General features: G+C 69.0%; 26 protein-coding genes and 2 pseudogenes. 17 read left to right on the top strand and 11 right to left on the bottom strand.

Annotated features, from left to right (window positions below):
• The first annotated feature begins 15 nt into the window (after nucleotides 1–15).
• The 4 genes from nudE (at nucleotide 16) to E5843_RS11385 (ending at nucleotide 2628) form a co-directional block, all read left to right on the top strand.
• Nucleotides 16–564 carry an ADP compounds hydrolase NudE gene (gene nudE, locus E5843_RS11400; protein WP_166815992.1) on the top strand — a complete coding sequence of 183 codons (549 nt, stop codon included), beginning with the start codon at nucleotides 16–18 and terminating at the stop codon, nucleotides 562–564.
• The gene (gene cysQ / locus E5843_RS11395) at nucleotides 557–1351 is read left to right on the top strand and encodes a 3'(2'),5'-bisphosphate nucleotidase CysQ (RefSeq protein ID WP_136412689.1); all 795 of its coding nucleotides are present in this window, start codon (nucleotides 557–559) and stop codon (nucleotides 1349–1351) included. The genes nudE and cysQ overlap by 8 nt, the downstream gene beginning before the upstream one ends.
• Before the next feature lie 19 nt (nucleotides 1352–1370).
• Complete coding sequence (gene mazG, locus E5843_RS11390; RefSeq protein ID WP_279631912.1) at nucleotides 1371–2201, top strand: nucleoside triphosphate pyrophosphohydrolase; 831 nt, start codon at nucleotides 1371–1373, stop codon at nucleotides 2199–2201.
• Between the two features lie 124 nt (nucleotides 2202–2325).
• A complete protein-coding gene (locus E5843_RS11385) occupies nucleotides 2326–2628 on the top strand; it encodes an Mpo1-like protein (RefSeq protein WP_141066005.1) in 303 nt (100 codons plus the stop codon).
• A 121-nt stretch (nucleotides 2629–2749) separates the two neighbouring features.
• Here the strand turns inward: E5843_RS11385 and E5843_RS11380 are convergent, their stop codons facing one another.
• Nucleotides 2750–3097 carry a DMT family protein gene (locus tag E5843_RS11380; RefSeq protein WP_136412687.1) on the bottom strand — a complete coding sequence of 116 codons (348 nt, stop codon included), beginning with the start codon at nucleotides 3095–3097 and terminating at the stop codon, nucleotides 2750–2752.
• 133 nt (nucleotides 3098–3230) lie between these two features.
• Between E5843_RS11380 and E5843_RS11375 the strand changes: the two genes are divergently transcribed.
• The 6 genes and pseudogenes from E5843_RS11375 (at nucleotide 3231) to E5843_RS14610 (ending at nucleotide 8855) form a co-directional block, all read left to right on the top strand.
• Complete coding sequence (locus E5843_RS11375) at nucleotides 3231–3944, top strand: response regulator transcription factor (RefSeq protein ID WP_129136608.1); 714 nt, start codon at nucleotides 3231–3233, stop codon at nucleotides 3942–3944.
• A 19-nt stretch (nucleotides 3945–3963) separates the two neighbouring features.
• Complete coding sequence (locus E5843_RS11370; RefSeq protein WP_136412686.1) at nucleotides 3964–5232, top strand: sensor histidine kinase; 1269 nt, start codon at nucleotides 3964–3966, stop codon at nucleotides 5230–5232.
• Nucleotides 5233–5410: 178 nt separating this feature from the next.
• Complete coding sequence (locus E5843_RS11365; protein WP_141066004.1) at nucleotides 5411–6937, top strand: efflux RND transporter periplasmic adaptor subunit; 1527 nt, start codon at nucleotides 5411–5413, stop codon at nucleotides 6935–6937.
• Complete coding sequence (locus E5843_RS11360) at nucleotides 6934–7626, top strand: ABC transporter ATP-binding protein (protein WP_141066003.1); 693 nt, start codon at nucleotides 6934–6936, stop codon at nucleotides 7624–7626. Before E5843_RS11365 ends, E5843_RS11360 begins: the two co-directional genes overlap by 4 nt.
• Nucleotides 7623–8363: pseudogene (locus tag E5843_RS14615) on the top strand (ABC transporter permease); the annotation flags it as partial. The gene E5843_RS11360 and the pseudogene E5843_RS14615, both read left to right, overlap by 4 nt.
• Nucleotides 8364–8432: 69 nt before the next feature.
• On the top strand, nucleotides 8433–8855 hold the full coding sequence (locus E5843_RS14610) for an ABC transporter permease (protein ID WP_425478415.1): 423 nt from the start codon (nucleotides 8433–8435) through the stop codon (nucleotides 8853–8855).
• A gap of 85 nt (nucleotides 8856–8940) precedes the next feature.
• Here E5843_RS14610 and E5843_RS11350 read toward each other — a convergent pair whose 3' ends face one another.
• The gene (locus E5843_RS11350; RefSeq protein WP_208002213.1) at nucleotides 8941–10146 is read right to left on the bottom strand and encodes a S8 family peptidase; all 1206 of its coding nucleotides are present in this window, start codon (nucleotides 10144–10146) and stop codon (nucleotides 8941–8943) included.
• 274 nt (nucleotides 10147–10420) lie between these two features.
• Between E5843_RS11350 and E5843_RS11345 the strand changes: the two genes are divergently transcribed.
• Together E5843_RS11345 and E5843_RS11340 are read left to right on the top strand one after the other, a co-directional pair.
• Complete coding sequence (locus E5843_RS11345) at nucleotides 10421–11428, top strand: isoaspartyl peptidase/L-asparaginase family protein (protein WP_136412683.1); 1008 nt, start codon at nucleotides 10421–10423, stop codon at nucleotides 11426–11428.
• 115 nt (nucleotides 11429–11543) lie between these two features.
• Complete coding sequence (locus E5843_RS11340; protein WP_208542751.1) at nucleotides 11544–12191, top strand: C40 family peptidase; 648 nt, start codon at nucleotides 11544–11546, stop codon at nucleotides 12189–12191.
• 137 nt (nucleotides 12192–12328) lie between these two features.
• Here the strand turns inward: E5843_RS11340 and E5843_RS11335 are convergent, their stop codons facing one another.
• Nucleotides 12329–12715 (bottom strand): hypothetical protein, encoded by a 387-nt coding sequence (locus E5843_RS11335; RefSeq protein WP_136412681.1) that lies wholly within the window; start codon nucleotides 12713–12715, stop codon nucleotides 12329–12331.
• Between the two features lie 99 nt (nucleotides 12716–12814).
• Nucleotides 12815–13522 carry an SGNH/GDSL hydrolase family protein gene (locus tag E5843_RS11330; protein ID WP_136412680.1) on the bottom strand — a complete coding sequence of 236 codons (708 nt, stop codon included), beginning with the start codon at nucleotides 13520–13522 and terminating at the stop codon, nucleotides 12815–12817.
• Nucleotides 13523–13760: 238 nt separating this feature from the next.
• Between E5843_RS11330 and E5843_RS11325 the strand changes: the two genes are divergently transcribed.
• The 5 genes from E5843_RS11325 to E5843_RS11305 all read left to right on the top strand — a co-directional run bounded on the left by E5843_RS11325 (nucleotide 13761) and on the right by E5843_RS11305 (nucleotide 17221).
• The gene (locus E5843_RS11325; protein ID WP_134674041.1) at nucleotides 13761–14138 is read left to right on the top strand and encodes a diacylglycerol kinase; all 378 of its coding nucleotides are present in this window, start codon (nucleotides 13761–13763) and stop codon (nucleotides 14136–14138) included.
• A 37-nt stretch (nucleotides 14139–14175) separates the two neighbouring features.
• Nucleotides 14176–14955, top strand: coding sequence for a TerC family protein (locus tag E5843_RS11320; RefSeq protein ID WP_141066002.1), 780 nt, complete (start codon nucleotides 14176–14178; stop codon nucleotides 14953–14955).
• Nucleotides 14956–15021: 66 nt separating this feature from the next.
• A complete protein-coding gene (gene lgt, locus E5843_RS11315; RefSeq protein WP_141066001.1) occupies nucleotides 15022–15933 on the top strand; it encodes a prolipoprotein diacylglyceryl transferase in 912 nt (303 codons plus the stop codon).
• Between the two features lies 1 nt (nucleotide 15934).
• Nucleotides 15935–16729: a thymidylate synthase gene (locus tag E5843_RS11310; protein ID WP_141066000.1), complete on the top strand. Its 795-nt coding sequence runs from the start codon at nucleotides 15935–15937 to the stop codon at nucleotides 16727–16729.
• A gap of 3 nt (nucleotides 16730–16732) precedes the next feature.
• On the top strand, nucleotides 16733–17221 hold the full coding sequence (locus tag E5843_RS11305) for a dihydrofolate reductase (RefSeq protein WP_208542750.1): 489 nt from the start codon (nucleotides 16733–16735) through the stop codon (nucleotides 17219–17221).
• A gap of 24 nt (nucleotides 17222–17245) precedes the next feature.
• Here the strand turns inward: E5843_RS11305 and E5843_RS11300 are convergent.
• The 7 genes and pseudogenes from E5843_RS11300 to lptD form a co-directional block, all read right to left on the bottom strand.
• Nucleotides 17246–18093 (bottom strand): annotated as a pseudogene (locus E5843_RS11300) (symmetrical bis(5'-nucleosyl)-tetraphosphatase).
• A gap of 9 nt (nucleotides 18094–18102) precedes the next feature.
• The gene (gene apaG, locus E5843_RS11295) at nucleotides 18103–18486 is read right to left on the bottom strand and encodes a Co2+/Mg2+ efflux protein ApaG (protein WP_134674035.1); all 384 of its coding nucleotides are present in this window, start codon (nucleotides 18484–18486) and stop codon (nucleotides 18103–18105) included.
• A gap of 60 nt (nucleotides 18487–18546) precedes the next feature.
• Complete coding sequence (gene rsmA, locus E5843_RS11290; RefSeq protein WP_244240877.1) at nucleotides 18547–19347, bottom strand: 16S rRNA (adenine(1518)-N(6)/adenine(1519)-N(6))-dimethyltransferase RsmA; 801 nt, start codon at nucleotides 19345–19347, stop codon at nucleotides 18547–18549.
• Nucleotides 19348–19349: 2 nt separating this feature from the next.
• Nucleotides 19350–19706, bottom strand: a complete 357-nt coding sequence (locus E5843_RS11285; RefSeq protein ID WP_136412675.1) for a tRNA-binding protein — start codon at nucleotides 19704–19706, stop codon at nucleotides 19350–19352.
• Nucleotides 19703–20692: a 4-hydroxythreonine-4-phosphate dehydrogenase PdxA gene (gene pdxA / locus E5843_RS11280; protein ID WP_141065999.1), complete on the bottom strand. Its 990-nt coding sequence runs from the start codon at nucleotides 20690–20692 to the stop codon at nucleotides 19703–19705. Before pdxA ends, E5843_RS11285 begins: the two co-directional genes overlap by 4 nt.
• A 2-nt stretch (nucleotides 20693–20694) precedes the next feature.
• The gene (locus E5843_RS11275) at nucleotides 20695–21999 is read right to left on the bottom strand and encodes a peptidylprolyl isomerase (RefSeq protein WP_134674031.1); all 1305 of its coding nucleotides are present in this window, start codon (nucleotides 21997–21999) and stop codon (nucleotides 20695–20697) included.
• The gene (gene lptD / locus E5843_RS11270; protein ID WP_244240770.1) at nucleotides 21996–24368 is read right to left on the bottom strand and encodes an LPS assembly protein LptD; all 2373 of its coding nucleotides are present in this window, start codon (nucleotides 24366–24368) and stop codon (nucleotides 21996–21998) included. The genes E5843_RS11275 and lptD overlap by 4 nt, the downstream gene beginning before the upstream one ends.
• Between the last annotated feature and the right edge of the window lie 110 nt (nucleotides 24369–24478).

Below are 24478 nucleotides of genomic sequence, written 5' to 3'. Positions count from 1 at the left end.
CGCTGGATGCCGTCGATGACGCGCCGCCTGCCGGTCATCCATGACATCACCGAGCATGACGCCGGCCCGTACCGGCTCGAGCGCCTCGATCTCGAGTTCTCCAACGGCGAACGCCGGCGCTACGAGCGCCTGCACGGGCGCGGCCATGGCGCGGTGGCAGTGGTGCCGATGCTCGACGACGACACCGTGCTGCTGGTGCGCGAATACGCCGCCGGCCTGCACCGCTACGAACTCGGACTGGTGAAGGGCCGCATCGACGCCGGCGAGACCCCGCTGCAGGCCGCCGATCGCGAGTTGAAGGAGGAAGCCGGTTACGGCGCCCGGCGCCTGGAGGTGCTGCGCACGCTGTCGCTGGCGCCCACCTACATGAGCCACCAGACCCATGTGGTGCTGGCGCGCGACCTCTATCCGCAGCGCCTGCCCGGCGACGAGCCGGAGGAACTCGACGTGGTGCCGTGGAAGCTCGACGCACTCGACGAACTGGTCGTGCGCGAGGACTGCTCGGAAGGCCGCTCCATCGCTGCACTGTTCATCGCCCGCGAGTACCTGCGCCGCCATGGATGAGGCGCTGCGCGAAGGGGTGATCGCCATCGCGCACGAGGCCGCCGACGCGATCCTCGCCGTGTATGCCGGTGCGTTCGAGGTCGAGCACAAGGCCGACGCCTCGCCGGTGACCGCCGCCGACCTCGCCGCGCACCATCGCATCGTCGATGGCCTGCGGGCACTGACGCCGGACGTGCCGGTGCTGTCGGAGGAATGCGCCGACGACGTGCCCACCGCACAGCGCCATGGCTGGTCGCGCTACTGGCTGGTGGATCCGCTCGACGGCACCCGCGAATTCGTCAAACGCAATGGCGAGTTCACCGTCAACATCGCGCTGGTCGAGAGTGGCGTCGCCACCTTCGGCGTGATCCAGCAGCCGGTGACCGGTGCGCTCTGGCATGGCGCGCCCGGACGCGGTGCGTGGCTGCGCGAGGGCCGCAGCGAGCGCGCGATCGCGGTGCGCCGGCCGGCCGTAGCGCCGCTGCGCGTGGCCGCCAGCCGATCGCATCGTGACCCGCGCACCAGTGCGCTGATGGCGCATATCGGCAACACGGAAGCCGTTGGGCTGGGCTCCTCGCTCAAGTTCTGCCGGCTCGCCGAAGGCCGGATGGACGTCTATCCACGCTTCGGTCCCACCAGCGAGTGGGATACCGCCGCTGGTCAGGCGATTCTCGAAGGCGCCGGCGGCCTGGTGCTGGATCCGCAGGGCCGGCCATTCCGCTACAACCAGCGCGACACCCTGCTCAATGGCGACTTCATCGCCCTGGGCGATCCGGACCTGCCGTGGCGGTCGTGGCTGGCGGCGTGAGTCGCGCAAGGAGCGATCAGTGAGCCAATCGCGCGATATCCGGGACCTCCTCGACATCATGGCGCGGCTGCGCGATCCCGACGGCGGTTGCCCGTGGGATCTCGAGCAGGATTTCGCCAGCATCGCGCCGTACACCGTCGAGGAGGCCTACGAGGTGGCCGATGCCATCGCCCGTGGCGACCTGCACGACCTGAAGGACGAACTCGGCGACCTGCTGCTGCAGGTCGTATTCCACGCGCGGATGGCCGAGGAGGCCGGTGCCTTCGCCTTCACCGACGTGGTGGGCGCGATCTGCGACAAGATGGTGCGCCGCCACCCGCATGTGTTCGGCGACGCCGACCGCGACGATGCCGACGCGGTCGCGCGCAGCTGGGAGGCGATCAAGCGCGAGGAGCGCGCCGGCCGCGGCGAGCAGGACGATTCGGCGCTGGCCGGTACTTCGCGCGGCCTGCCTGAATGGATGCGTGCCGCCAAGCTGCAGCAGCGCGCCGCACGCACCGGCTTCGACTGGCCCGGTCCGGCCCCCGTCATCGCCAAGTTGCGCGAGGAACTGGGGGAGGTCGAGGCGGAGTTCGCCGCGGTTGCCGCGGACCACGACGACATGGCGGCACAGGCGCGACTCGAGGCGGAACTGGGTGATCTGCTGTTCGTCGCCGCGAACCTCGCGCGCCATGCACGGGTGGATGTCGGCCGCGCGCTGCGTGGGGCCAATCTGAAGTTCGAACGGCGCTTCCGCGCGATGGAAGCGATCGCTGCAGCGGAGAACCGGCCGCTGGACCAGCGCACGCTGGACGAGCAGGAAGCGTTGTGGACCCGGGTCAAGGCGCAGGAGGCCGCCGGCGCGGGCTGATGTCCGCGAAGACGGCGCCGCCGGCATCGTGAGACACCTGTGCGGCCGCATTACACGATGCGTTGTGCCACACCCGACCGCTGGGCATCATCGCCGTTACGGCCTTCGCGCACGGAGAGGTGTCATGTCCCGCTTCGCCAGCTTCCGCGAGTTCTACCCGTTCTATCTCGGCGAACACGCACACCCGGTGTCGCGGCGCCTGCACTTCATCGGCAGCTGCGGCGTGCTCGTACTGGTGGCCACCGCCGCGTGGCAGCGCAATTCGTGGTGGCTGCTGGCGGCGCTGGTGTGCGGCTACGGTTTCGCCTGGGTCGGGCACTTCTTCTTCGAGAAGAACCGCCCCGCCACGTTCCGGCATCCGCTGTATTCGTTCCTCGGCGACTGGGTGATGTTCAAGGACATCCTCGTCGGCCGCATCCGTTTCTGAGGAAAAGCGGCACGCCCACGCATGGCGCGTGCGCCGGGTCGATCAACGAGTGCCGCGCCTGCCAGCACTTTTGCCCCTCTGCTGCCCGCCGGTAGGGGGATGGGGTGAGGGCGGCCTGCGCTCAGGTCTCGAGGAAAATCAGCCACGCCGCCACCGCGATCAGTGCGAAGCCGGCCCAGTGGTTCCACTTCAGCGGCTGCCCCAGGTACCAGCTGGAGAACCACGCGAACACCAGCAGGGTGATCACCTCCTGCATGCCCTTGAGTTGCGGCGCCGAATACACCGCGTAGCCGATGCGGTTGGCCGGCACCATCAACGAATACTCGAAGAAGGCGATGCCCCAGCTGGCCACGATGGCAAGCATCAGCGGTGCGGAGCGGTACTTGAGATGGCCGTACCAGGCGAAGGTCATGAAGACGTTCGAGGCCAGCAGCAACAGGATCGGGGCGATGCGTTCGAAGCCGGGCATGGCGATCTGCGGGGGTAGGGCCGGCACACAGCTTACGGCTGCCGCGGCGCGTCTTCACGGGGCGTCCACCGGGGAATCGGGTAGTTTCACAAACCTGAAGCACCCCCCCAAAACCCTGTCTGGAGTCCCGTTCATGCGTGCAAGCCAAGAGCCGGGCGGTCTGGTCCTGATCGTCGAGGACAACCGCAACATTTCGGAGATGATCGGCGAGTATCTGGAGGGCAAGGGTTTCGAGGTCGACTACGCCTCCGATGGCCTCGACGGCTACCGGCTGGCATCGGAGAACAGCTACGACGTGATCGTGCTCGACCTGATGCTGCCGCGCCTCGATGGCATCGAGGTCTGCAAGCGGTTGCGCGAGGAAGCGCGCAAGTCGACCCCGGTCCTGATGCTCACCGCCCGCGACACGCTCGACGAGAAGCTCACCGGCCTCGGGTCGGGTGCCGACGACTACCTGACCAAGCCGTTCGCGATCCAGGAGCTGGAAGCCCGCCTGCGTGCGTTGATCCGCCGCGAGCGCCGCCAGGTCGGTTCGGAAGTACTGAAGGTCGCCGACCTCGTGCTCGACCCCGCCAGCCTGCGTGCCACCCGCGCCGGCCAGGAACTGCAGCTGTCGCCGATCGGCCTGAAGCTGCTGACGATCCTGATGCGCGAATCCCCACGCGTGGTCAGCCGCCAGGAAATCGAGCGCGAGATCTGGGGCAACAGCCTGCCGGATTCCGATACCCTGCGCAGTCACCTCTACAACCTGCGCAAGACCATCGACAAGCCTTTCGACAAGCCGCTGCTGCATACGGTGCAGAGCGCGGGATACCGGATCGCGGACATCGAGCAGTCGCCGGCCTGAGGCCGGACCGCAACAACCGATGCCCCAGGGAATCCCCAAGAAGGTCCGCTATGCGTTCATGGTCCAGGTTGCCCTCGGCAGCCTGGTCATCGTGCTGGGCGTGACGTTCGCGTTCTCGTCCGCATTGCGGGTGCTCATCGATGCACGCCTGCGCGCGCAGGCCGACGAGTACTGGTCGATCATCGAACGCAACCCGGCCGGCCCGCTGTTGCCGGAAACGGAACTGGTCCACGGCTACTTCCTGCGCAAGGGTGCCGCGGCCGCACTGCCGCTGACGCTGCGCAAGCTGACCGCAGGCCGCCACTACCTGGCGGGCGAAGGTCGCGACGTGCTGGTGGAAGCGCGCGATCCCGGCGTGCTGGTGCTGAGCATGGACTTCAGCCATGCGCGGCGGGTGCTGTGGATGATGGGTGCGCTGTTGATGCTCGGCGGCATCGCCGCCATCCACCTGGTCAGCTGGCTCACCTACCGCACCACGCGGCGGCTGGTGGCGCCGGTGAGCTGGCTGGCGGAGGAAGTCTCGCGCTGGGAGCCCGATGCCGCCGACCCGGGCAGCCTGATCCGCGAACGCATCCCCGGCGAGGTGGGGCGCGAGGTCGACCAGCTCAGCAGCGCGCTGACCACGCTGTCGTCGCGGGTGCAGGCCTTCGTGCAGCGCGAACGTGATTTCACCCGCGATGCCAGCCACGAACTGCGCACCCCGCTGACGGTGATCCGCGTCGCCAGTGACATGCTGCTGGCCGACGACGCGATCCCGCAGCGTTCGCACCGCTCGCTGCAGCGCATCCATCGCGCAACCCGCGACATGGAGGCCGTCATCGATGCCTTCCTGATCCTCGCCCGCGAGGACGACATCGCCGTGCAGGGCGAGGATTTCGACGTCCATGACGTGGTCGTGGAAGAAGTCGAGAAGGTGCAGCCGTTGCTGCAGGGCAAGCCGGTCGAACTGCGGGTCACCGGTCACAGCCGCCCGCGGCTGGATGCGCCGCCGCGCGTGCTGGGGGTGATGCTGGGCAACCTGCTCAGCAACGCCTGCATCTTCACCGAGGAAGGCAGCATCGAGGTGGAGGTGCTCGATGACCGCGTGCACGTGCACGACACCGGCATCGGCATGTCGCCCGAAGTGCTGCAACGCGTGTACGACCCGTTCTACCGCGCCGATCCGTTCCGCTCCGGCAAGGGCATGGGCCTGTCGATCGTGCGCCGGCTGGGCGAACGCTTCGGTTGGCCGGTGAGCCTGGAGAGCCAGCCCGGCCGCGGCACCACGGCGACCATCCGCTACGGCTGAGGCCGGCAGGTCACCGGGGACGACGAGCGAAGCAGGCCCGCCGTGGTTGTCGCGCGGCTCCGGTAGCGATGGTGACGGCGGTGCAGCCGCCGTCATGGCGCTGGCGTCCCCGCCGCAGGCCTGTCAACGTGCGCGGCCCGCGCGCGTTCCCTGTCCTGATCTCCACTTTTTCGACGCCATGAGCCCAGCCAGCCCGTCTTCCCGTGCCACCCGTCCGCGCCGTTCCCCGCGCTTCCTCAAGCCGGCGCTCGCCGTGATCGCGCTGGCGCTGGTCGCCGGTGGCGCGTGGTGGTGGCAGGGCAGCCGTGCCTCGACCGGCGAGGGACCCTGGCGCACCGCGCCGGTGGAACGTGGCGACATCCGCGTGGCGATCTCCGCCACCGGCACGCTGAGCGCGACCAGCACCGTCATCGTGGGCTCGCAGATTTCCGGCCAGGTCACCGACGTGCTGGTCGACTTCAACGACACGGTGGAGGCGGGACAGGTCATCGCCCGCATCGACCCGAGCACCTACCAGGCGCAGATCGACCAGGGCAACGCGCAGGTGCTGAGCGCGCGCGCCTCGCTCGCGCAGGCCGAGGCCGCGCTGCGCAATGCCGAGCTCGACCATCGCCGCAAGTCCGACCTCGGCAACACCCAGCTGGTCGCACGCGCCGACGTCGACCTGTCGCGTGCCGCGCTCGACCAGGCACGCGCGCAGCGCGACGCGGCGCGTGCGCAGATCGCCCAGCAGACCGCGTCCACCCGCACCAGCCAGGTCAACCTGGAGCGCACGGTGATCCGCTCGCCGGTCGATGGCGTGGTGCTGGTGCGCAATATCGAGCCGGGCCAGACCGTGGCCGCCAGCCTGCAGGCGCCGGAGCTGTTCACCATCGCCGAGGATCTGTCGAAGATGCAGATCCAGCTGGAAGTCGACGAGGCCGATATCGGCCAGGTCGAGGTCGGCCAAGGCGTGTCCTTCAGCGTCGATGCATTTCCGGATCGCCAGTTCCGCGGCGAGGTCGCGCAGGTACGGCTGTCGGCGACCAACACCAACAACGTCATCACCTACCCGGTGGTGGTCAGCGTCGACAACAGCGACCGCACGCTGCTGCCCGGGCTGACGGTCAACGCCGAGATCGAAGTCAGCCGCCGCGACGGCGTGCTCAAGGTCTCCAACGCCGCGCTGCGCTACAAGCCCAGTGACGCGCAGCTGGCCGCGTCGCAAGGCCCTGGCCCGCGCGCCGGCGGTGGCAGTGGTGTCGCCGACGACCTCGCCAAGGCCGCGCAGGCACTGGAACCCACCGCGCAGCAGCAGTCCGCGTTCGATGAAGCGCTGGCTGCCATCCGCGAACGCATGGCCGCGCGCCAGGCGGCCGCGCCGGCACCGGGTGCAGGCGGCGGCATGTTCGGCGGGCCGGGCATGCGCGTGGTCACCTCGGGCGGTGGCGACATGGCTGCGCAGATCCGCCAGCGCATGCTGCAGCGCTACCAGCAGGATTTCGCCGCGTTCCGCGCCACCCTCGACGACAACCAGCGCGCGCAGTGGGATCGCGCGCTCAACGCCACGGTGGGCGCGCGTCGTGCACCGCTGTACCGGCTGGTCGACGGCCAGCCGCAGGCGGTGATGGTGCGCGTGGGCGCCAGCGATGGCAGCGCCACCGAGATCGCCGGCGCCGTGCAGGAAGGCGACCTGGTAATCACCGGCGAGCGCGCGGCGCCATGACTGCAGCGGTCCCTGTGATCGAGACCCGCGGCCTGGGCAAGGTGTACTCGGCCGGTACCGAAGCGGAGGTGGTCGCGCTCGACAACGTCGACCTGCGCATCGCGCATGGCGATTTCGTCGCCATCATGGGGCCGTCGGGCTCCGGCAAGTCGACGCTGATGAACCTGATCGGTTGCCTGGATACGCCGACCGCCGGCCAATACCTCTGCGATGGCATCGACGTGGCCACGCTCGACGCCGAGGCGCTGGCCGAGCTGCGTCGCGACAAGATCGGCTTCGTGTTCCAGGGCTTCCACCTGCTGCCACGGATGACCGCGCTGGAGAACGTGGCAATGCCGATGGGCTATGCGCGCGTGCCGCCTGCGGAGCGCGTGGAGCGTGCGCAGGCGGCGCTGGAGGCGGTCGGTCTTGGCGCGCGCTCCGGGCATCGGCCCAATGAACTCTCGGGTGGCCAGCAGCAGCGCGTGGCGATCGCGCGCGCGCTGATCAACCAGCCGCCGGTGCTGCTCGCCGACGAGCCGACCGGCGCGCTGGATTCGAAGACCGGCGAGGAAATCCTGGCGCTGTTCAAGCGCCTGCGCGACGACGGCCACACCGTGGTGCTGATCACCCATGACGCCGAGGTCGCGGCGCACGCGGACCGCACCTTCGTCATGCGCGACGGCGAACTGCACGAGGAGGTGCGATGAACTTCTCCGACATCCTGCGCACCGCCATCCACGCCCTGCGCGGCAACTGGATGCGCAGCACGCTGACCTCGCTGGGCGTGATCATCGGCATCGCCGCGGTCATCGTGATGGTGTCGGTTGGCCAGGGCACCCAGGCCGAACTCGACAAGCTGGTGTCCGGACTCGGCTCGCAGCGCCTCGACATCTCGCCCGGTTCGCGTCGCGGCCCGGGCGGCGCGCGCGGCGCATCGTCGAGCTTCTTCACCCTGACCGAGGGCGACGTCGAGGCGATCCGCGAGGAAATCCCCGAGGTGCAGTACGTGTCGGGCGCGCTGCGCGGCAACACCCAGACGGTGTATGCGGAGAACAACTGGGCGGCGAGCTGGCAGGGCGTGCAGCCGGATTTCTTCGCCATCAACGGCTGGGTGCTCGCCGATGGCGACGGCTTCCAGCCGCAGGACTACACCGGCGCCGGCAAGGTGGCGATTCTCGGCGAGACCGTGCGCCGGCAACTGTTCGGCGATGCCAGCGGCGTGGGCGAAACCATCCGCCTCGGCCGGGTGCCGTTCACCGTCGCCGGCACGCTGGCGCCGAAGGGCCAGGGCGGCTTCGGGCAGGACCAGGACGACGTGATCATGGTGCCGATGGCGACCGGCCGGCGCAGCCTGCTCGGTGCGATGGGGCTGCCACCGCGCGCGGTGATGCAGATCGCGCTGACCGTCAACGACGTCAACGACCTCGGCTACGTGCAGTCCGAACTGGAGGCGCTGCTGCGCCAGCGCCACCGCATCGGTCCGGGCGACGAGGACGACTTCACCGTGCGCAACATGGCCGAGATCGTCGCCACGCGCACCGCCACCACCCGCCTGATGTCGCTGTTGCTGGGCGCGGTGGCCACCATCTCGCTGGTGGTGGGAGGCATCGGCATCATGAACATCATGCTGGTGTCGGTGACCGAGCGGATCCGCGAGATCGGCCTGCGCATGGCGGTCGGCGCCGGCCCCTCGGACGTGCGGCGGCAGTTCCTCGCCGAGGCGATGCTGATCTCGCTGATCGGCGGTGCCATCGGCATCGCGCTGGGCGTGGTCGGCGCGTTGCTGGTCGGTCGCATGGGCTCGCTGCCGGTGGCGCTGAACGCCAACGTGATCGGCATGGCCGCGGGCTTCTCCGTCGCCACCGGGCTGTTCTTCGGTTACTACCCGGCGCGCAAGGCCTCGCAGCTCGATCCCATCGAAGCACTGCGGCAGTAACGGAAACAGGGCCGCACCGGTGAGTGCGGCCCTGCGATGCCGGCATGCCCCGCCCGACGAGGGAAACGTGGCGGGCCGTCGCGGACTAGCGGGTGTACAGCAAGCGGTTCGGCGAGCCGCTGCCGATGCCGGTCAGGCGGTTGGTGGTCGCGTTGGTGTAGAGCCAGTTGCGCACCGTGGCAGGCGACGCCGACGGATTGTTGGTCAGGTACAGCGCCGCCGCCCCCGCGACGTGCGGTGAGGCCATCGACGTGCCGCTGATGGTGTTGGAGGCCGAGGTGCTGGTCGACCACGCCGAGGTGATCGACGAGCCGGGCGCGAAGATGTTCACGCAGCTGCCGAAGTTGGAGAACGACGAGCGTGCGTCGGTGGACGTGGTCGAGCCCACCGTCACCGCGTTGGTGACGCGTGCCGGCGAGTAGTTGCAGGCGTTGGCGTTGTCGTTGCCGGCCGCGACCACCACGGTGACGCCGCTGTTGATCAGGTTGTTAGTGGCGTTGTCGGTGGCGGTGGAGGCTCCGCCACCCAGGCTCATGTTGGCGACTGCCGGCAGCACCCGGTTGGCGCGCACCCAGTCGATGCCGGCGATGATCGTGGAATTGGTGCTGCCGCCGGTGCAGCCGAACACGCGCACCGGGACCAGCCGTACCTGCTTCGCCACGCCCCAGGTGGAGCCGCCGATGGTGCCGGCGACGTGGGTGCCGTGGCCGTTGCAGTCGTTGGTGCCACGGCCGTCGCTGATCGCCGAGTAGCCGGACAGCAGCCGGCTGCCGAACTGGGTATGGCCGGTGCGGATGCCGGAATCGATGACGTAGGCGCGCACGTTGGACGCGGTCGGCGTGTAGACGTAGGTGCCGTTCAACGGACGGTCGCGCTGGTCGACGCGATCCAGGCCCCAGGTGGCGTTGTTCTGCGTGGCCGACAGGGTGACGTAGCCGTCCTCCTCGATATAGGCCACCCGCGGGTCGTGCAGCAGCTTCTCGATGACCCGGCGGTCGGCACGTACCGCCATCCCCTGCAGCGCATGCGAATACACCGCGTCGACGGTGACCGGATGGCGGGCGGCGATCTCGACGACCATGTTCTCCACTTCCGCCACGCGCGCGGCCTTGGCCGTCGCGTCGATCCCGCCCTCACGCGCGTCGGCGAGCCTGGTGCGGACGCCGTCCTCGTGAAAGACGACGATGTACTGGCCGGGAACCGGTTGTTCGGCCTGGCGCAGTTCCGCGGCGAGCGCGGTGCCGGACAGTGCGACGGATAGTGCGAGTACGAGCACGCGTTGCTTGAGCATGACTTCCTCCAATGAAGAACGTGATGTCCGATCCCCCCGGGATGCACCATTGAGATGCAGTGATCGGCCCGGCGGCTGTCAACCACCGGTGCACACGGGCTGCCCCGTTTGCGATGCGCAACAGACCTGAACTGTGTCGTAGACCCGTTCCCCGTCGATGCAAGCGTTTGCAGGGCCGTCGCCGGAACCGCGTTTGACGCGTTGCGTCACCGCATTGCGCGGAATCGGCGCCGGTCCGCGTTGCTATGCTTCGGCGGTCTACAGGGAGATCGATATGCGTCCTTTCCTGCTTTGCTGCGTGCTTCTTCTGCTGCCTGCGCACGTCGCGTTGGCGCAGACGCAACCGACCGCGCTGGTGATCCATGGTGGTGCCGGCGTCATCGAACGTGACTCGATGCCTGCCGGGACGGAACGCGAGATACGTGCAGCGCTCGATGCGGCGCTCGATGCCGGCCACGCCGTACTGGCACGCGGCGGCAGCGCGCTCGATGCGGCCGAGGCCAGCGTGCGGGTGCTGGAGGAATCGCCACGCTTCAACGCCGGCAAGGGCGCGGTATTCAATGCCGAAGGTCGCCATGAGCTCGATGCGTCGGTGATGGAAGGCCATACGCGTCGCGCCGGTGCGGTGGCTGCGGTGTCGACCGTGCGCAGCCCGGTGCGTCTCGCGCGCCGGGTGATGGAGCAGTCGCCGCACGTGATGCTGATCGGCGATGGCGCCGAGCGCTTCGCCGACGACCATCCGGATCTCGAGCGCGTCCCCAATGCATGGTTCGACACCCCTCAGCGGCGCGAGCAGCTCGAACGCGCGCAGGCCAACGAGGCGCAGCGACAGGCCGGCCACGCCGTCCCGGCTGCGCGCGACGCCTACTTCGGCACCGTGGGCGCGGTGGCGCTCGACCGCCATGGCCACATCGCCGCGGCCACTTCCACCGGCGGCATGACCAACAAGCGCTGGGGCCGCGTCGGTGATGCGCCGATCATCGGCGCGGGCACCTGGGCGGACGATCGCTGTGGCGTGTCGGCCACCGGCTGGGGCGAGTTCTTCATCCGCAACGCGGTCGCGCACGACATCTGTGCGCGCGTGGCCTACCGCGGCGACAGCCTGGCCGATGCGGCGGGCCACGTGATCGGCGAGGTCATCCCGGCACAGGGCGGCGATGGCGGGGTGATCGCGCTGGATGCGCAGGGCAACATCGCGCTGCCGTTCAATACCCCGGGCATGTACCGCGGCTGGATCGACGCCGACGGCCGCCGTGGCGTGGCGATCTTCGCCGACGAATGACCCCGGCCGACCGCAACCTCGGGTCGACCCCATCCGGGTCGCCCCCGGCTTGTCCGTATGGCCGGCTGGCGCCGAGACTGCATGCATCCTCCAACGCTGCATGCCGGACGACACGATGACCGCGATCGGAAACCACACCATTGCCTGGGGCGACACGCTGTCGCAGATCGCCCAGCGGGCCGGTTCCACCGTCGACGCGCTGATGGCGCTGAACCCGGATATCCGCGATGCGAACCTGATCTATGCGGGTGCCTCATTGCGATTGGGCGGGGCGGACACCGACGGCGGTACCGCCACGGCCGTCGGCACGCAACGCGTCTCCGGCCGGGAGGTGGCCGCACAGGGCGGCAACGCGGCATCGATCGCGCAGCAGTTCCTCGGCACCCATGTCGGCGAGCTCAAGCACAGCGGCCAGCTGCCCATGCAGACCTGGGTGCCGGACAACGTCAACTGCGCCAACTTCGTCTCCGCCTGCCTGCAGCAGGCCGGGGTGATCGACGCCGGCCAGGGCAGCGCCTCGGTGGACCAGCTTGCGAGCAACCTCAAGGGCGACGGCTGGCAGACGGTGTCGCTGCAGAACGCCCGCCCCGGCGACGTGGTGCTGATGCAGCGCGATGGGCAGTCGCACGTGGTGCTGTTCGCCGGCTTCGAGAACGGCCAGCCGCGCTTCATCGGCTCCAACAACGTCAACAATGACGGTACCCAGAGCATCAGCTGGGGCGGCGCGTCCGGGCGCTACGAGATCATCACGCCGCCACGTTGACGGCAGCGCGGCAGGTGAAAGGCCCGGTTTCATACCGGGCCTTTTGCGTACTTGGAACCGATCCCCCCGGTTTGCTGATGACCGGCGTGGCGCCGCCCCGTGCCCCGAGCGCCCCGGACGCAGCACCGACGCGCAGCTCAGAACCCGAAAAGCTGGCGCGGCGCCGCGTGCTTAGTGGGCCAGGTGAGCCAGGCGACATCCGCCGGGCCGATCGCGTGGTCGACAAGCACCCACGCGTCGCCCTTGTGGCGCAGCAGCGCCACATGGAGATCGGACATGCCACCCTGCGCGGCGCGCTCGGCAAACGTGGTCCCGGCGTAGTCCGGTCGCGAGCCATCGGGCGCTTCGAGCCGACCCTGCACGAATGCCCACGTCCCCAGCGTGTCCATGCGCTCGATGCGCACCCGCACGCGGTCGTCGGCGGCCGCACGCACCGGCGCGATGGCGGCGGCAGCAAGGGCGGCGTACGCGGCATCGTCGGGTAGCAGCGCGACGGGAGCGGTCTGGGCGAACGGGTTGGACATGGCAGGCTCCGGTCGGGAAGGTCAGCAGGTGGAAGTCGTGGCCGATCGCCGGCGGGCGCGTGCCCGGCTGAGCGAACGGGTCACGCCTGGTGTGGGCCGTCATCGACCCAGGTAGGCACCGATGACCTGGCGCCACAGTGCATAGCCCCGGGCATTGAGGTGCAGGCCGTCATCGAGGAACAGTTCGCCACGCGGTTGGCCCGCGGCATCGAGCATCGGCGTGAATACGTCGATGTAGTCGATGTCGGGCTGGCGACGGGCCCAGTCGGCGATCAGTGCGTTCGCCTCGCGCTGGTCGTCGATCAGGTGTGCATTGAGCGGACTCGGTTTGATGGCGATAAAGGCCACCGGCGTACCGGGCAGCTCGCGATGGACGCGTTCGGCGAAGCGGCGTGCGTCCGCCGCCACCTGCGCTGGGCTGCGGCCAGACATCAGATCGTTGTCACCGGAGTAGATCAGCACGCGGCCGGGGCGGTAACGGATGGTGATCTCGTCGGCGTAATGCACGGCGTCGCGGAACTGCGAGCCGCCGAAGCCGCGGTTGAGCACCGGCAGGTCGCCGAACGCGCGTTCCAGGTCGGGCCACATCCGTACCGAGGAGCTGCCGGTGAACACGACAGGCCGCTGCGGTGGCGGACGTGCCGCATCCTCGGCGGCGAAGCGCGCCATGTCCTCGATCCACCCCGGCGACGACACCGGATCCAGCGGCGGGACATCGGTGGACGGCACGCTGGCAATGGCGACGCCGGCCCACAGCAACGCGGCAGCCAGCAGGGTGCGGAACAGGCGGAGCGGAAACAGCGGCATCGATATCGCGCGGCGGGGTGGTCCGTCAGTCAAGCAGGGCGACTGGCGCGATGCAAACCCGGGCGCGCCACGCTGACGGCGCCTGCGCCCGCTGTGGCAGAATGTCGGGCTTCCGGCCCGTCACAGTGCCCGCGCCTCGATGTCCATGACCGCCGTGTTTTCCGTATTGCCCGCGCTCCGCGGCGTGCGACCCGTCCCTACCGGCCCCGCGCCGGCCGGACAGGACAACGCGTGAACGATGGACGGCACCGGACACTGGCCGCGCGGGCCGGCGAGGATGTGGAAGGCGACACTGTGGTCACTGCAGGGCCTGCGTGCGGCGTGGCTGCACGAGTCCTCGTTCCGGCTGGAGGTCTGCCTGCTGGTCGTGCTGGCGCCGCTGGCACTGTGGCTGGGCAGCAACGGTATCGAGCGTGCGCTGCTCCTGGGCAGCTGTCTGCTGGTCCTCACGGTGGAACTGCTCAACTCCGCGATCGAGGCGGTGATCGAGCGTTTCGGCGGCGAGTGGCATGAGCTGGCCGGGCGCGCAAAGGACATGGGATCGGCCGCGGTGTTCGTGGCGATGCTGAACGTACTGCTGGTGTGGGGGCTGATCCTGCTCCCGCGCTGGCTCTGACCGGCCACGGCCGGATCCGACAAGGGCGACAAAGACAATGATGGAACTGTTGACCGACCCGCAGGTGTGGATCCTGCTGGTGACGCTGTCCGCGATCGAGATCGTGCTCGGCATCGACAACCTGGTGTTCATTTCGATCGCGGTGGGCAAGCTGCCGCTGGAGCGGCGCGAGTTCGCGCGCAAGTTCGGCATCGCGGTGGCGTGCATCACCCGCGTCGGCCTGCTGCTGACGCTGGCGTGGCTGGCGCGGCTGACCGATCCGCTGTTCGAACTGTTCGGCCGCGGCGTGTCGGTGCGCGACCTGATCCTGATCCTCGGCGGCCTGTTCCTCATCGTGAAGGGCGCGATGGAGATCCGCGAGCAGCTCAAGGGCGACGAGCATGGCGACACCAGCACCGCGGGCGCGGCTACGGCCTCGTTCGGCTCGGTGATCGCGCAGATCGCGGTGATCGATATCGTGTTCTCGCTGGATTCGGTGATCGCCGCGGTCGGCATGGCCGGTGACTACGTGCCGGTGATGGTGGCGGCGATCCTGATCGCAGTGGCGGTGATGCTGCTCGCCGCGCAGCCGCTGGGCCGCTTCATCGACGCCAATCCGACGGTCAAGATGCTGGCGCTGGCCTTCATCGTGCTGATCGGCGTGTACCTCACCCTGGACGGGTTCGGCCTGCACATTCCGAAGGGCTATATCTACGGCGCGATGGGCTTCTCCGCGTTCGTGGAGATCCTCAACCTGTGGGCCAAGCGCAACACGATGCGCAACCAGGGCGAGGTGCTGCCGCCGGTGGACGAGCCACGGCATCCGATGCCGCGTTGACCGCGGCGATGATTTCCCGGTCGGCGTCGCTGGTCGGGCCTGCATGAGCGGAGGAGCCGCAGTCCGATGACGATCCTGCACCAGATCGATCCCGTCGCCTTCTCGCTGCCGGCATTCGAACTGTTCGGCCGCCAGTTCCATCCGCAGGTGCACTGGTACGGGCTGATGTACCTGGTCGCGTTCACGAGCGCCTGGTTGCTGGGCCGCACGCGCATCCGCGCCGGCCGGCTGCCCGGCGTGGACTACAACGCGTTCGGCGACCTGCTGTTCTACTGCATGTTCGGGGTCATCCTCGGCGGGCGCGTCGGCTACGTGCTGTTCTATGCCTTCGGCGACTTCCTCGCCGATCCGACGATGCTGCTGCGGCCCTGGGAAGGCGGGATGAGTTTCCACGGTGGCCTGCTCGGCGTATTGCTGGCCGCATGGCTGTGGGCGCGCCGGCAGCGGCTGCACTTCTTCGACGTGATGGATTTCGGTGCGCCGCTGGTGCCGCTCGGGCTGGGCGTGGGCCGCATCGGCAACTGGATCGGCGGCGAACTCTGGGGTCGTACCACCGACGGCAGCTGGGGCGTGGTGTTTCCCAAGGCATTGCCGCAGCCGTTCTGGAGCATGGATCTCGACTCGTTGCGCACGCTGCATGCCAGCGGTGCGCTCGACGTCCATGCGCGACATCCGTCGCAGCTCTACCAGGCCTTCCTCGAAGGCGTGGTGCTGTTCGCGATCGTCTGGATCTACTCGATGAAGCCGCGCCGTCGCTACGCGGTCTCCGGCAGTTTTGCGCTCGGCTACGGGGTGTTCCGCTTCATCGTCGAGTTCGTCCGCGAACCCGATGCACAGCTCGGATACCTTGCATTCGGTTGGCTGACCATGGGCCAGGTGCTGAGCCTGCCGTTGATCGCGCTTGGCCTGTTCCTGTTCTGGAAGTCGCGTGCGGCGCCGGTGCTGGAGCCACAAGCCGCGGCGTCGGGCGCGCGCTGACATGCGCGCCTATCTCGATCTGCTCCGGCATGTGCTCGAGCACGGGACGGAGAAGTCCGATCGCACCGGGACCGGTACGCGCAGCGTGTTCGGCTGGCAGATGCGCTTCGACCTCAACGCGGGCTTCCCGCTGGTCACCACCAAGAAACTGCACCTGCGCTCGATCGTCCACGAGCTGCTGTGGTTCCTGAAGGGCGAGACCAATATCGGCTACCTGCGCGACAACAGGGTCGGCATCTGGGACGAATGGGCCGATGCCGATGGCGAGCTTGGTCCGGTCTACGGCAAGCAGTGGCGGCGCTGGGACGATGGCCGCGGTGGCGAGATCGACCAGATCCGCTGGGTGGTCGACGAGATCCGCCGCAACCCGGACTCGCGCCGGCTGGTGGTCAGCGCCTGGAACGTGGCCGACCTGCCGGCGATGGCGCTGCAGCCCTGCCACGCGCTGTTCCAGTTCTACGTGGTCGACGGCAGGCTCAGCTGCCAGCTGTACCAGCGCAGTGGGGACATCTTCCTCGGCGTGCCGTTCAACATCGCAAGCTATGCGCTGCTCACGCAGATGGTGGCGCAGGTGACCGGCCTGGGCGTGGGCGACTTCGTGCACACGCTCGGCGACGCGCATCTGTATTCGAACCATTACGAACAGGCGCGCGAGCAGCTCGCCCGCGAGCCGCGGCCGTTGCCGACCCTGCAGCTCAACCCGCAGGTGACCGACCTGTTCGCGTTCGACTACGACGACATCGCGATCGTCGGCTATGAACCGCATCCGGCGATCAAGGCGCCGATCGCGGTCTGAACGATGACGCGACTGAGCCTTGTCGCCGCACTCGATCGCCACCGTGCGATCGGCCGTGGCAACGCCCTGCCGTGGCACCTGCCCGATGACCTCAGGCGCTTCAAGGCGCTGACGCTCGGCAAACCGGTGCTGATGGGCCGCCGTACCGCGGAGTCACTGGGCCGGACGCTGCCCGGGCGCGAGAACCTGGTGCTGACACGCTCGGGGCGCGCGCCGTTTGCCGGCATGCGTGCCATCGCCTCGCTCGATGACGCACTGGCGCTCGACGTACCGGAGCTGTGCGTCATCGGCGGCGGCGAGATCTACGCGATGACGCTGCCGCTGGCGGACACCCTCCACCTCACCCACGTCGATACCGAGGTCGAGGACGCGGATGCGTTCTTCCCGGCCTGGGACGCATCGCAGTGGGCGGCGGGCCCCGCCGAACACCATGCGGCCGATACGCGGCATGCGTTCGCGTTCGCCTACGTCGACTACCGGCGCGTACGCTGAGGTCGTCGCCGTCCGTGTCGCCGCTCAGCCGCGGCTGCGCTCGCCCTCGGCAAGCTGGCGTCCCGGCACCTGCACGATGCGCAACTCGTCGGGTATCGAGCTGCAACGCGGTGAGCTTGCCGCCCCACACCGCGCCGGTGTCGATCGCGTGCACGCCATGGCCGATGAAGAGACCGAGCGTGGACCAGTGGCCGCAGACGAGTTTCAGGTCACGCTCGGCGCGGCCGGGGACTTCGTACCAGGGGTAGAGCCCGGCGACCTGGGTGCCGGGCGCGCCCTTCTCCTCGAAGGCGATGCGCCCGCGCGGCGTGCAGTAACGCATGCGGGTGAACACGTTTGATGATGGCGCGGTCGCGGTCGACGCCGCGCAATCCGGGCGACCACGCCGGCTTGTCGCCGTACATGTTCCGCAGCAGCTTGTGACGGTTGCCGCCACGCAGGCGCTGCTCGACTTCCGCCGCATGCGCCTCGGCCATCTGCGTGGTCCATTTCGGCGCCAGGCCCGCGTGCACCATCATCCAGCCCAGCGCGCGGTCGACATGCAGCAGCGGGCATCCACGCAGCCAGCCCAGCAATTCGTCGCGATCCGGCGCGAACAGCACGCGCTGCAGGTCGGGATTGACCCGGCGCTGCTGCGCCTCGTCGCGTTCGGCGATCGCCAGCAGCGACAGGTCGTGGTTGCCCAGCACCACGCGCGCGGATTCGCGCAGGGAATGCACCAGCCGCAACGTCTCCAGCGACTCGCCGCCGCGGTTGACCAGGTCGCCGCAGAACCAGAGCTGGTCGACCGCCGGGTCGAAACGCAGTTTCTCGAGCAGACGCTGCGTAGGTGCGTAGCAGCCCTGCAGGTCGCCGATTGCCCAGACCGCCATGCGTGCGGCCTAGTGCAACGTGCGCGGGACGGACAGCGTGAACGGCGGGATCGGTGCGTCGAAGCGCGTGCCGTCCTCGCCGACCATGTCGTACCGGCCCTGCATGCTGCCGACCGCGGTTTCCAGCACCGCGCCGGAGGTGTACTCGAACTGTTCGCCCGGCTCGATCAGCGGCTGCTCGCCGACCACGCCTTCGCCATGCACTTCGTCGACCTTGCCGTTGCCGTCGGTGATGATCCAGTGGCGCGACACCAGCTGTGCGGCACGGCGGCCGAGGTTGCGGATGCGGATGGTGTAGGCGAACACGTAGCGGTCGTGGTCCGGCTCGGATTCCTCGTCGAGGAAACGCGTCGCGATCTGGATTTCCAGCGTGTAGTCCGGTCGTTCGTCCATGCGCACAGTGTATCGTCCGCGACCGCAAAGAGCGGGTGACGCGCTGCTGCAAGGCGCAGGCTATGCGTCGGCCGGTGCCTTCGACAGGGCGATGAAGTCGGCGACCTCGAGCTGTTCGGCGCGTTGCCCCGGGTCGATGCCCGCAGCGGCGATCGCATCGGCGTCGAGCAGCGCACCCAGTGCGTTGCGCAGGGTCTTGCGACGCTGGCCGAAGGCCGCGCGAACCACCGCCGCGAACCGCAGCGGATCGTCGATGGGGACCTGCGTCCGTGCCTTCGGCACCAGCCGCACCACCGCCGAATCGACCTTCGGTGGCGGGCGGAAGGCGCCCGGCGCGACGGTGAACAGCGGTGTCACGTCGCACCAGGCCTGCAGCATCACGCTCAGCCTGCCGTACACCTTGCTGCCCGGGCCCGCGGCCATGCGGTCGACCACTTCCTTCTGCAGCATGAAGTGCATGTCGACGATGGCGTCGGCGTGGTCGAGTGCATGGAACAGGATCGGCGAGGAGATGTTGTAGGGCAGGTTGCCGACCAGGCGCAGCGTGCCGCCGCTGCCGGCGAGTTCGCCGAAGTCGACCTTCAGCACGTCGCGGTGCACGATCTCCAGCGCGCCCAGGGGTGCAGCCGCGGCAGTGAGTGGTGCAATCAGGTCGCGGTCGAACTCGATCACCGTCAGCGCGCCGTGTGCGCGCAGCAACGGGAAGGTCAGCGCGCCCTGGCCGGGGCCGATCTCGACGATGCGTTGGCCAGGACGCGGGTCGATCGCGTGCACGATGCGGTCGATGATCCCGCGCTCGTGCAGGAAGTGCTGGCCAAGCGCCTTCTTGGCGCGGCCGAAGCCGGTGTCGGTTGTATCGATGCTCAAAGCAGTCGGGTTCCGGGAGGGACGTCGGCATCCGGCACGCACAGCGCCACCCGGCCCTGCGCGTCGTGGAAGCCGGTGACCAGGCATTGCGACATCAGCGGGCCGATCTGCCTGGGCGGGAAGTTAACCACCGCCACGACCAGACGTCCGACCAGTGATTCGGGCGTGTAGAGATCGGTGATCTGCGCGCTGGATCGGCGCACGCCGATCTCCGGGCCGAAATCGACTTCCAGCACATAGGCAGGCTTGCGCGCTTCGGGAAAGGTGCGCGCGGACAGGACCCGGCCCACGCGCAACTCGACGCGCTGGAAATCGTCCCAGCCGATCGTGGGCGTCGTTGCAGGTTCCGTCATGCGCGCGCGTCCGCAGTGCGGCGGCGGGCCAGCTGCGCGCAGGTCGTAATCGCCGCGAACAGGCTCGACGGATCGGCGACGCCACGACCGGCAAGGTCGAGCGCGGTGCCGTGATCGACCGCGACGCGTGGATAGGGCAGGCCGAGGGTGAGGTTCACCGCCTGCTCGAAGCCGCTGTACTTCAGCACCGGCAGGCCCTGGTCGTGGTACATCGCGAGCACCGCATCGAACCGGGCCAGCCGCGCCGGCAGGAAGGCGGTATCGGCCGGCAGCGGGCCACGCAGGTCGAAGCCGTCCTCGGCGCGCAGGCGTTCCAGCAGCGGCGCGATGAGGTCGAGTTCCTCGCGGCCGAGATGGCCGTCCTCGCCGGCATGGGGGTTCAGGCCCAGCACCGCGATCACCGGTTGCGGATGGCCGAAGTCCCTGCGCAGGGCGTCGTGCAGCGTCCGCAGCACGCGTTCCAGCAAGGGCGCATCGATGGCGTCGGCGACGTCACGCAGCGGCAGGTGGGTGGTGGCGAGCGCAACGCGGACGATGTCGTTGGCCAGCATCATCACCACGTCGCAGCCGGCGTGGCGCGCCAGCAGTTCGGTGGTGCCGGTATAGGGGATGCCGCCGTCGTTGATCGCCGCCTTGTGCACCGGACCGGTGACGAGGCCGTCGCAGGCGCCGGACCGGCAGGCATCGGCCGCCGCGGTCAGGGCGCCGATCACCGCCGTCGCGTTGGCCGGATCGGGCTCGCCGAAGCGGGCGGGCCGTGCATTGCGACATTCGACCAGGCGCACGCCCGGAGCGTCGGCCGGCGCGTCGTGGGGGATCAGGCGGGGAATCGGCTGGCCGGTTGTGTCGGCCGCGCGGCGCAGGGTATCGCCATCGCCATAGACGACAAGATCGGCATCCCAGTCGCGGGCCAGTGCCGCGATGCACAGCTCCGGCCCGACGCCGGCCGGTTCACCCGGGACCAGCGCGAGCCGGGGACGTCGCATGCTCAGCCGCCGGTGCCTGCCGGCGCGGCGGCGCTGCGCACGTCCACATAGGCTTCGCCGCGGATCTCGCGCAGGAAGCGGTTCCACTCGTCTTCCAGCTTGCGCTGGCCGATGGCCTCGCGCACCTGGGCGCGACGGTTGTCGTTATCCGCCGCCGCCTGGCGGGTGCCTACGCGCTGCACGATGTGCCAGCCGGCCTGGGTCTTGAACGGCTCGCTGATCGCGCCGTCCTCGATGCCGGCCACCTGGGCGCCGAAGTCCGGGCCGAACTGGTCGATGGTGAACCAGCCAAGGTCGCCACCACGCTCGCGCGAGGACGGATCGTCGGTGTTCTCGCGGGCCAGTTCGGCGAAGTCGGCGCCACCCGCAGCACGTGCACGCAGGGTCTGCGCGCGGGCGCGGGCCTGCTCGTCGCTGACGTCACCGCCGCTGCGGATCAGGATGTGGCGCGCCTGGTACTGGGTGACGCTGCCGGCGTTCTGCGCATCGCGCACTTCCACCAGCTGCAGCAGCTGGAAGCCGCTGGGGCCGCGCATCGGGCCGAGGACCTCGCCGGGCTGCATCGACTGCACGGCGCCGGAGAAGGCGGTGGGAATCTCGTCGAGCGAGCGCCAGCCCAGGCTGCCGCCCTCGAGCGCGTTGGGGCTGTCGGAATAGCGGACCGCCGCGGCCTGGAACGCCATCTCGCCGCGCTCGACGAGGGCCTTGATGCCCTCGATCTTTTCCTCGGCGGTGGTGATCTGCTCGGGCGTCGCACCATCGGGCAGTGCGACCAGGATGTGCGCGAGCTGGTACTGGCGGTTGACCGCATCGCCGGCGAGCGCCGCGTCGACCTCGGCATCGCTGACCACGATGCGGGTCTGCGCGAAGCGCTGGCGCAGTCGCTGCACCATCAGTTCCTCGCGCAGCGAGCTGCGGAACTCGTCGAACGACAGTCCGTCGGCAGCGAGCTGCTGGCGCAACTGGTCGGGCGTGAAGCCGTTCTGCTGCGCGATCATGCCGACCGCACCGTCCACTTCGGCATCGCTGACGCGCACGCCCATCTGGCCGGCGCGGGCCGTCTGCAGGCGCACCAGCACCAGCCGCTCCAGCACCTGGCGCTCGAGGATCTCGCGCGGCGGCAGCTGGTCGCTGCGGCCCGCGTACTGCGCGAGCACGTTGGCGACCGCGCGGTCGAGTTCGCTCTGCAGGATGACGTCCTCGTCCACCACGGCGGCGATGCGCTCGAGCGGCACGATGTCCTGCGCGTGGATGGGGGAAGCAGCCAGCAGTGCAGCCGCCAGCAGGGACAGGAGGGTCTTGTTCATGGCAGGGGGTCGGTTTCGACAGGCTCGCCGATCAGGTCGGACGGCGGGACGAGATAGAGGTCGTCTCGGTAATAGCCGAGAATAGCACGGCGTAAACGGTCCTCCGTGTTGGCGCCAAGCGAACTCAGCCCCTTCAGTTCAACTTCCAGCTGGATGGCGTCGTTCATCTCGCCGAGGCGGTTGCGCACGTAGCGACGGCCCACCAGGCGCACGGTCACGCAGCAGCTGTCCCACTGCAGGCCGGCGATGCCTTCCAGCAGCTGGCGGTCCTGCAGCGAGTAGTAATAGCGGCCGACCACGCTCCAGGAGGCGTTGATCGGGTACAGGAAGGAAAAGTCCGCCTGCTCGAGCAGGTCGCGACGGTAGCGGTAGCCGAGATTGACGATGCCGTCGTCGCCGATCAGGTACCGCGAGCGGATGCTGACCAGGTCGTCGCGGCGGTCGCGCGGATCCCACTGGTAACTCGCGTTGAGGTTCCAGCGGTCGTTGATGGCATACGCACCTTCGGCCACCCACGACGACTCGCCCGATTCCACCGGCGGCGTGCCCGGATCCAGCCACACCCGCAGGTCGTCGAAGTAGCGGATCTGGCCGATGCTGGCCGACAGCTTCTCCAGCCCGTCGGACTCGCGGATCAGGCGCGTGGTCAGTGCCACCGTCATCTGGTTGGCATCGGCCTGGCGGTCGGCGCCGGAGAAGCGGTTGTCGCGGAACAGCTGGCCCCAGCTGAAGGTCATCGAGCCGGTGTCGAAGACCGGCAGGTTGTCCTGGTTGCGGTAGGGCGTGCGCAGGTAGAACAGCCGCGGCTCGAGCGTCTGCACATAGCTGTCGCCACGGAACATCGTCTGGCGGTCGAAGAACAGGCCGGCATCGACGCTGGCGATGGGCAGGCTGCGGCTGGGCGCGCGCTCGGCCGGCTGGCCGAGGCGTGCGCCGATCTGGTCGGCGAGCTCCTGGTCGAGCTGGTACCGCGTGTAGCGATAGGCAAGCGTCGGCCGCACGAACCACGCCGCGCCTTCGAGCGGCACGGACACGAAGGGCTTCGCGTCGAAGCGGCTGCCGCCGGGTCGGCCATCGCTGGTGTGCTCGAAGCGCGTGGCGTCGGTGCTGAGGCCGGCGACCAGCCACGGCATCACCGGCTGTTCCCAGTTGCCGAACAGGCGCGGCAGCCGGTTGTAGGGCAGGACGGCCTCAGGCAGCGTGTAGTCGGACAGCAGGTTGTAGTCGGCCATCAGGCCGGCGTCCCAGTAGCGCCCGCGGCCGAAGATGCCGGTGCTGCTGGTGAGGTTCACCGGCGACTGCGAGGTGAGGCTGTTGCTCATGTCCTCGAGGTAGCGCGGGTCGCTGATCCAGTTGAGGTTGGTCGAGGTGTGCCAGGTGCCGTTGAAGCGGTGGCTGTTGGAGTGGTGGAACATGCCGCGGTCGTCCTCGCGGCGGTTCTCCTCCGGAATGCCCTCGTCGATCTCGCGCTGGCGGTCACGCTCGGTGAGCTTGTCCGACGGCAGGTATTCGACGTTCAGCAGGCCGCCGCCGTTCCGGGTGAGGTAGCGGAATTCGGTGCCGAGCATGACGCCGCGGCGCGCCATGTAGCGCGGCTCCAGCGTCATGTCGTAGTTCGGCGCGAGGTTGAGGTAGATCGGCTGTGCGTAGTCGAAGCCGTTGCGGCCGGAGTAACCGATCGCCGGGTACAGCAGGCCGGTCTGGCGGCGGTCGTCGACCGGGAACTTGAAGTACGGCATGTACAGGATCGGGAACCGGCCCAGGTGCAGCGAGGCGCCGCGCGCGGTGCCCCAGCCGCTTTCGATGTCGACATCGATCTGCCGCGCGCGCAGCTCCCAGTGGCGGTCGCCCGGCGGGCACGTCGAATAGGTCGAGCCGTACAGCGAGCCCACGTCGCCGACCAGCTCGGCACGGTCGGCGCCGCCATTGCCGCGCCGCTCGATGAGCTGGTAGCGGACGTTCTCGATCTCGTGGGTGTCCGTGCCCTGGTTGCCGTGCAGGCGCTCGGCGACGATGCGCATGCCCGAATCCTGGTAGCGCACGCTGCCTTCGGCGACGTACTGCCCGGTCTCCTGGTTGAAGTCGAGGCTGTCGGTGGCCAGGAACTGGTCGCCACGTTGCAGCGTCGCATTGCCGCGCAGCCGGGTCTCCTCGCCGTACACGCCCGACAATGCGTCGCCGCCGATCTCGGTGGGCATGTCCTCGCGGTCGGCGGAACTGCCGATCGGCGGCGGTGCATCCGGGAACACCGGTACCGCATCCTCGAGCGGGCACAGCCGCCAGTCCTCGGGGCGCTCTTCGGCGGCCATGGCGCTGAGCGAGAACGCGATGCACAACGGCAGGGGCAGCAGTCGGAGGGCTGGGCGCACGCGGGAAATCCGGGGGACAAACGGCCGCCAGAATGCCGCATCCCATGCGCAGCGGCAACGCGAGCAATCCTGGGTGGGAAGGCGCACAGCGCCGCGTCGACGCAGCTGAA

This window comes from Luteimonas yindakuii, assembly GCF_004803715.2.
Taxonomy (GTDB): Bacteria; Pseudomonadota; Gammaproteobacteria; order Xanthomonadales; family Xanthomonadaceae; genus Luteimonas; species Luteimonas yindakuii.
This window is presented reverse-complemented; position numbering and strand designations above follow the sequence as displayed.

Excerpts from the sequence above, each read along its gene's own strand:
- nudE (WP_166815992.1), top strand. The coding sequence starts at position 16 with ATGACGCGCCGCCTGCCGGTCATCCATGACATCACCGAGCATGACGCC.
- cysQ (WP_136412689.1), top strand. The coding sequence starts at position 557 with ATGGATGAGGCGCTGCGCGAAGGGGTGATCGCCATCGCGCACGAGGCC.
- E5843_RS11385 (WP_141066005.1), top strand. The coding sequence starts at position 2,326 with ATGTCCCGCTTCGCCAGCTTCCGCGAGTTCTACCCGTTCTATCTCGGC.
- E5843_RS11380 (WP_136412687.1), bottom strand. The coding sequence starts at position 3,097 with ATGCCCGGCTTCGAACGCATCGCCCCGATCCTGTTGCTGCTGGCCTCG.
- E5843_RS11375 (WP_129136608.1), top strand. The coding sequence starts at position 3,231 with ATGCGTGCAAGCCAAGAGCCGGGCGGTCTGGTCCTGATCGTCGAGGAC.
- E5843_RS11370 (WP_136412686.1), top strand. The coding sequence starts at position 3,964 with ATGCCCCAGGGAATCCCCAAGAAGGTCCGCTATGCGTTCATGGTCCAG.
- E5843_RS11365 (WP_141066004.1), top strand. The coding sequence starts at position 5,411 with ATGAGCCCAGCCAGCCCGTCTTCCCGTGCCACCCGTCCGCGCCGTTCC.
- E5843_RS11360 (WP_141066003.1), top strand. The coding sequence starts at position 6,934 with ATGACTGCAGCGGTCCCTGTGATCGAGACCCGCGGCCTGGGCAAGGTG.
- E5843_RS14610 (WP_425478415.1), top strand. The coding sequence starts at position 8,433 with ATGGCCGAGATCGTCGCCACGCGCACCGCCACCACCCGCCTGATGTCG.
- E5843_RS11350 (WP_208002213.1), bottom strand. The coding sequence starts at position 10,146 with ATGCTCAAGCAACGCGTGCTCGTACTCGCACTATCCGTCGCACTGTCC.
- E5843_RS11345 (WP_136412683.1), top strand. The coding sequence starts at position 10,421 with ATGCGTCCTTTCCTGCTTTGCTGCGTGCTTCTTCTGCTGCCTGCGCAC.
- E5843_RS11340 (WP_208542751.1), top strand. The coding sequence starts at position 11,544 with ATGACCGCGATCGGAAACCACACCATTGCCTGGGGCGACACGCTGTCG.
- E5843_RS11335 (WP_136412681.1), bottom strand. The coding sequence starts at position 12,715 with ATGTCCAACCCGTTCGCCCAGACCGCTCCCGTCGCGCTGCTACCCGAC.
- E5843_RS11330 (WP_136412680.1), bottom strand. The coding sequence starts at position 13,522 with ATGCCGCTGTTTCCGCTCCGCCTGTTCCGCACCCTGCTGGCTGCCGCG.
- E5843_RS11325 (WP_134674041.1), top strand. The coding sequence starts at position 13,761 with ATGGACGGCACCGGACACTGGCCGCGCGGGCCGGCGAGGATGTGGAAG.
- E5843_RS11320 (WP_141066002.1), top strand. The coding sequence starts at position 14,176 with ATGATGGAACTGTTGACCGACCCGCAGGTGTGGATCCTGCTGGTGACG.
- lgt (WP_141066001.1), top strand. The coding sequence starts at position 15,022 with ATGACGATCCTGCACCAGATCGATCCCGTCGCCTTCTCGCTGCCGGCA.
- E5843_RS11310 (WP_141066000.1), top strand. The coding sequence starts at position 15,935 with ATGCGCGCCTATCTCGATCTGCTCCGGCATGTGCTCGAGCACGGGACG.
- E5843_RS11305 (WP_208542750.1), top strand. The coding sequence starts at position 16,733 with ATGACGCGACTGAGCCTTGTCGCCGCACTCGATCGCCACCGTGCGATC.
- apaG (WP_134674035.1), bottom strand. The coding sequence starts at position 18,486 with ATGGACGAACGACCGGACTACACGCTGGAAATCCAGATCGCGACGCGT.
- E5843_RS11285 (WP_136412675.1), bottom strand. The coding sequence starts at position 19,706 with ATGACGGAACCTGCAACGACGCCCACGATCGGCTGGGACGATTTCCAG.
- pdxA (WP_141065999.1), bottom strand. The coding sequence starts at position 20,692 with ATGCGACGTCCCCGGCTCGCGCTGGTCCCGGGTGAACCGGCCGGCGTC.
- E5843_RS11275 (WP_134674031.1), bottom strand. The coding sequence starts at position 21,999 with ATGAACAAGACCCTCCTGTCCCTGCTGGCGGCTGCACTGCTGGCTGCT.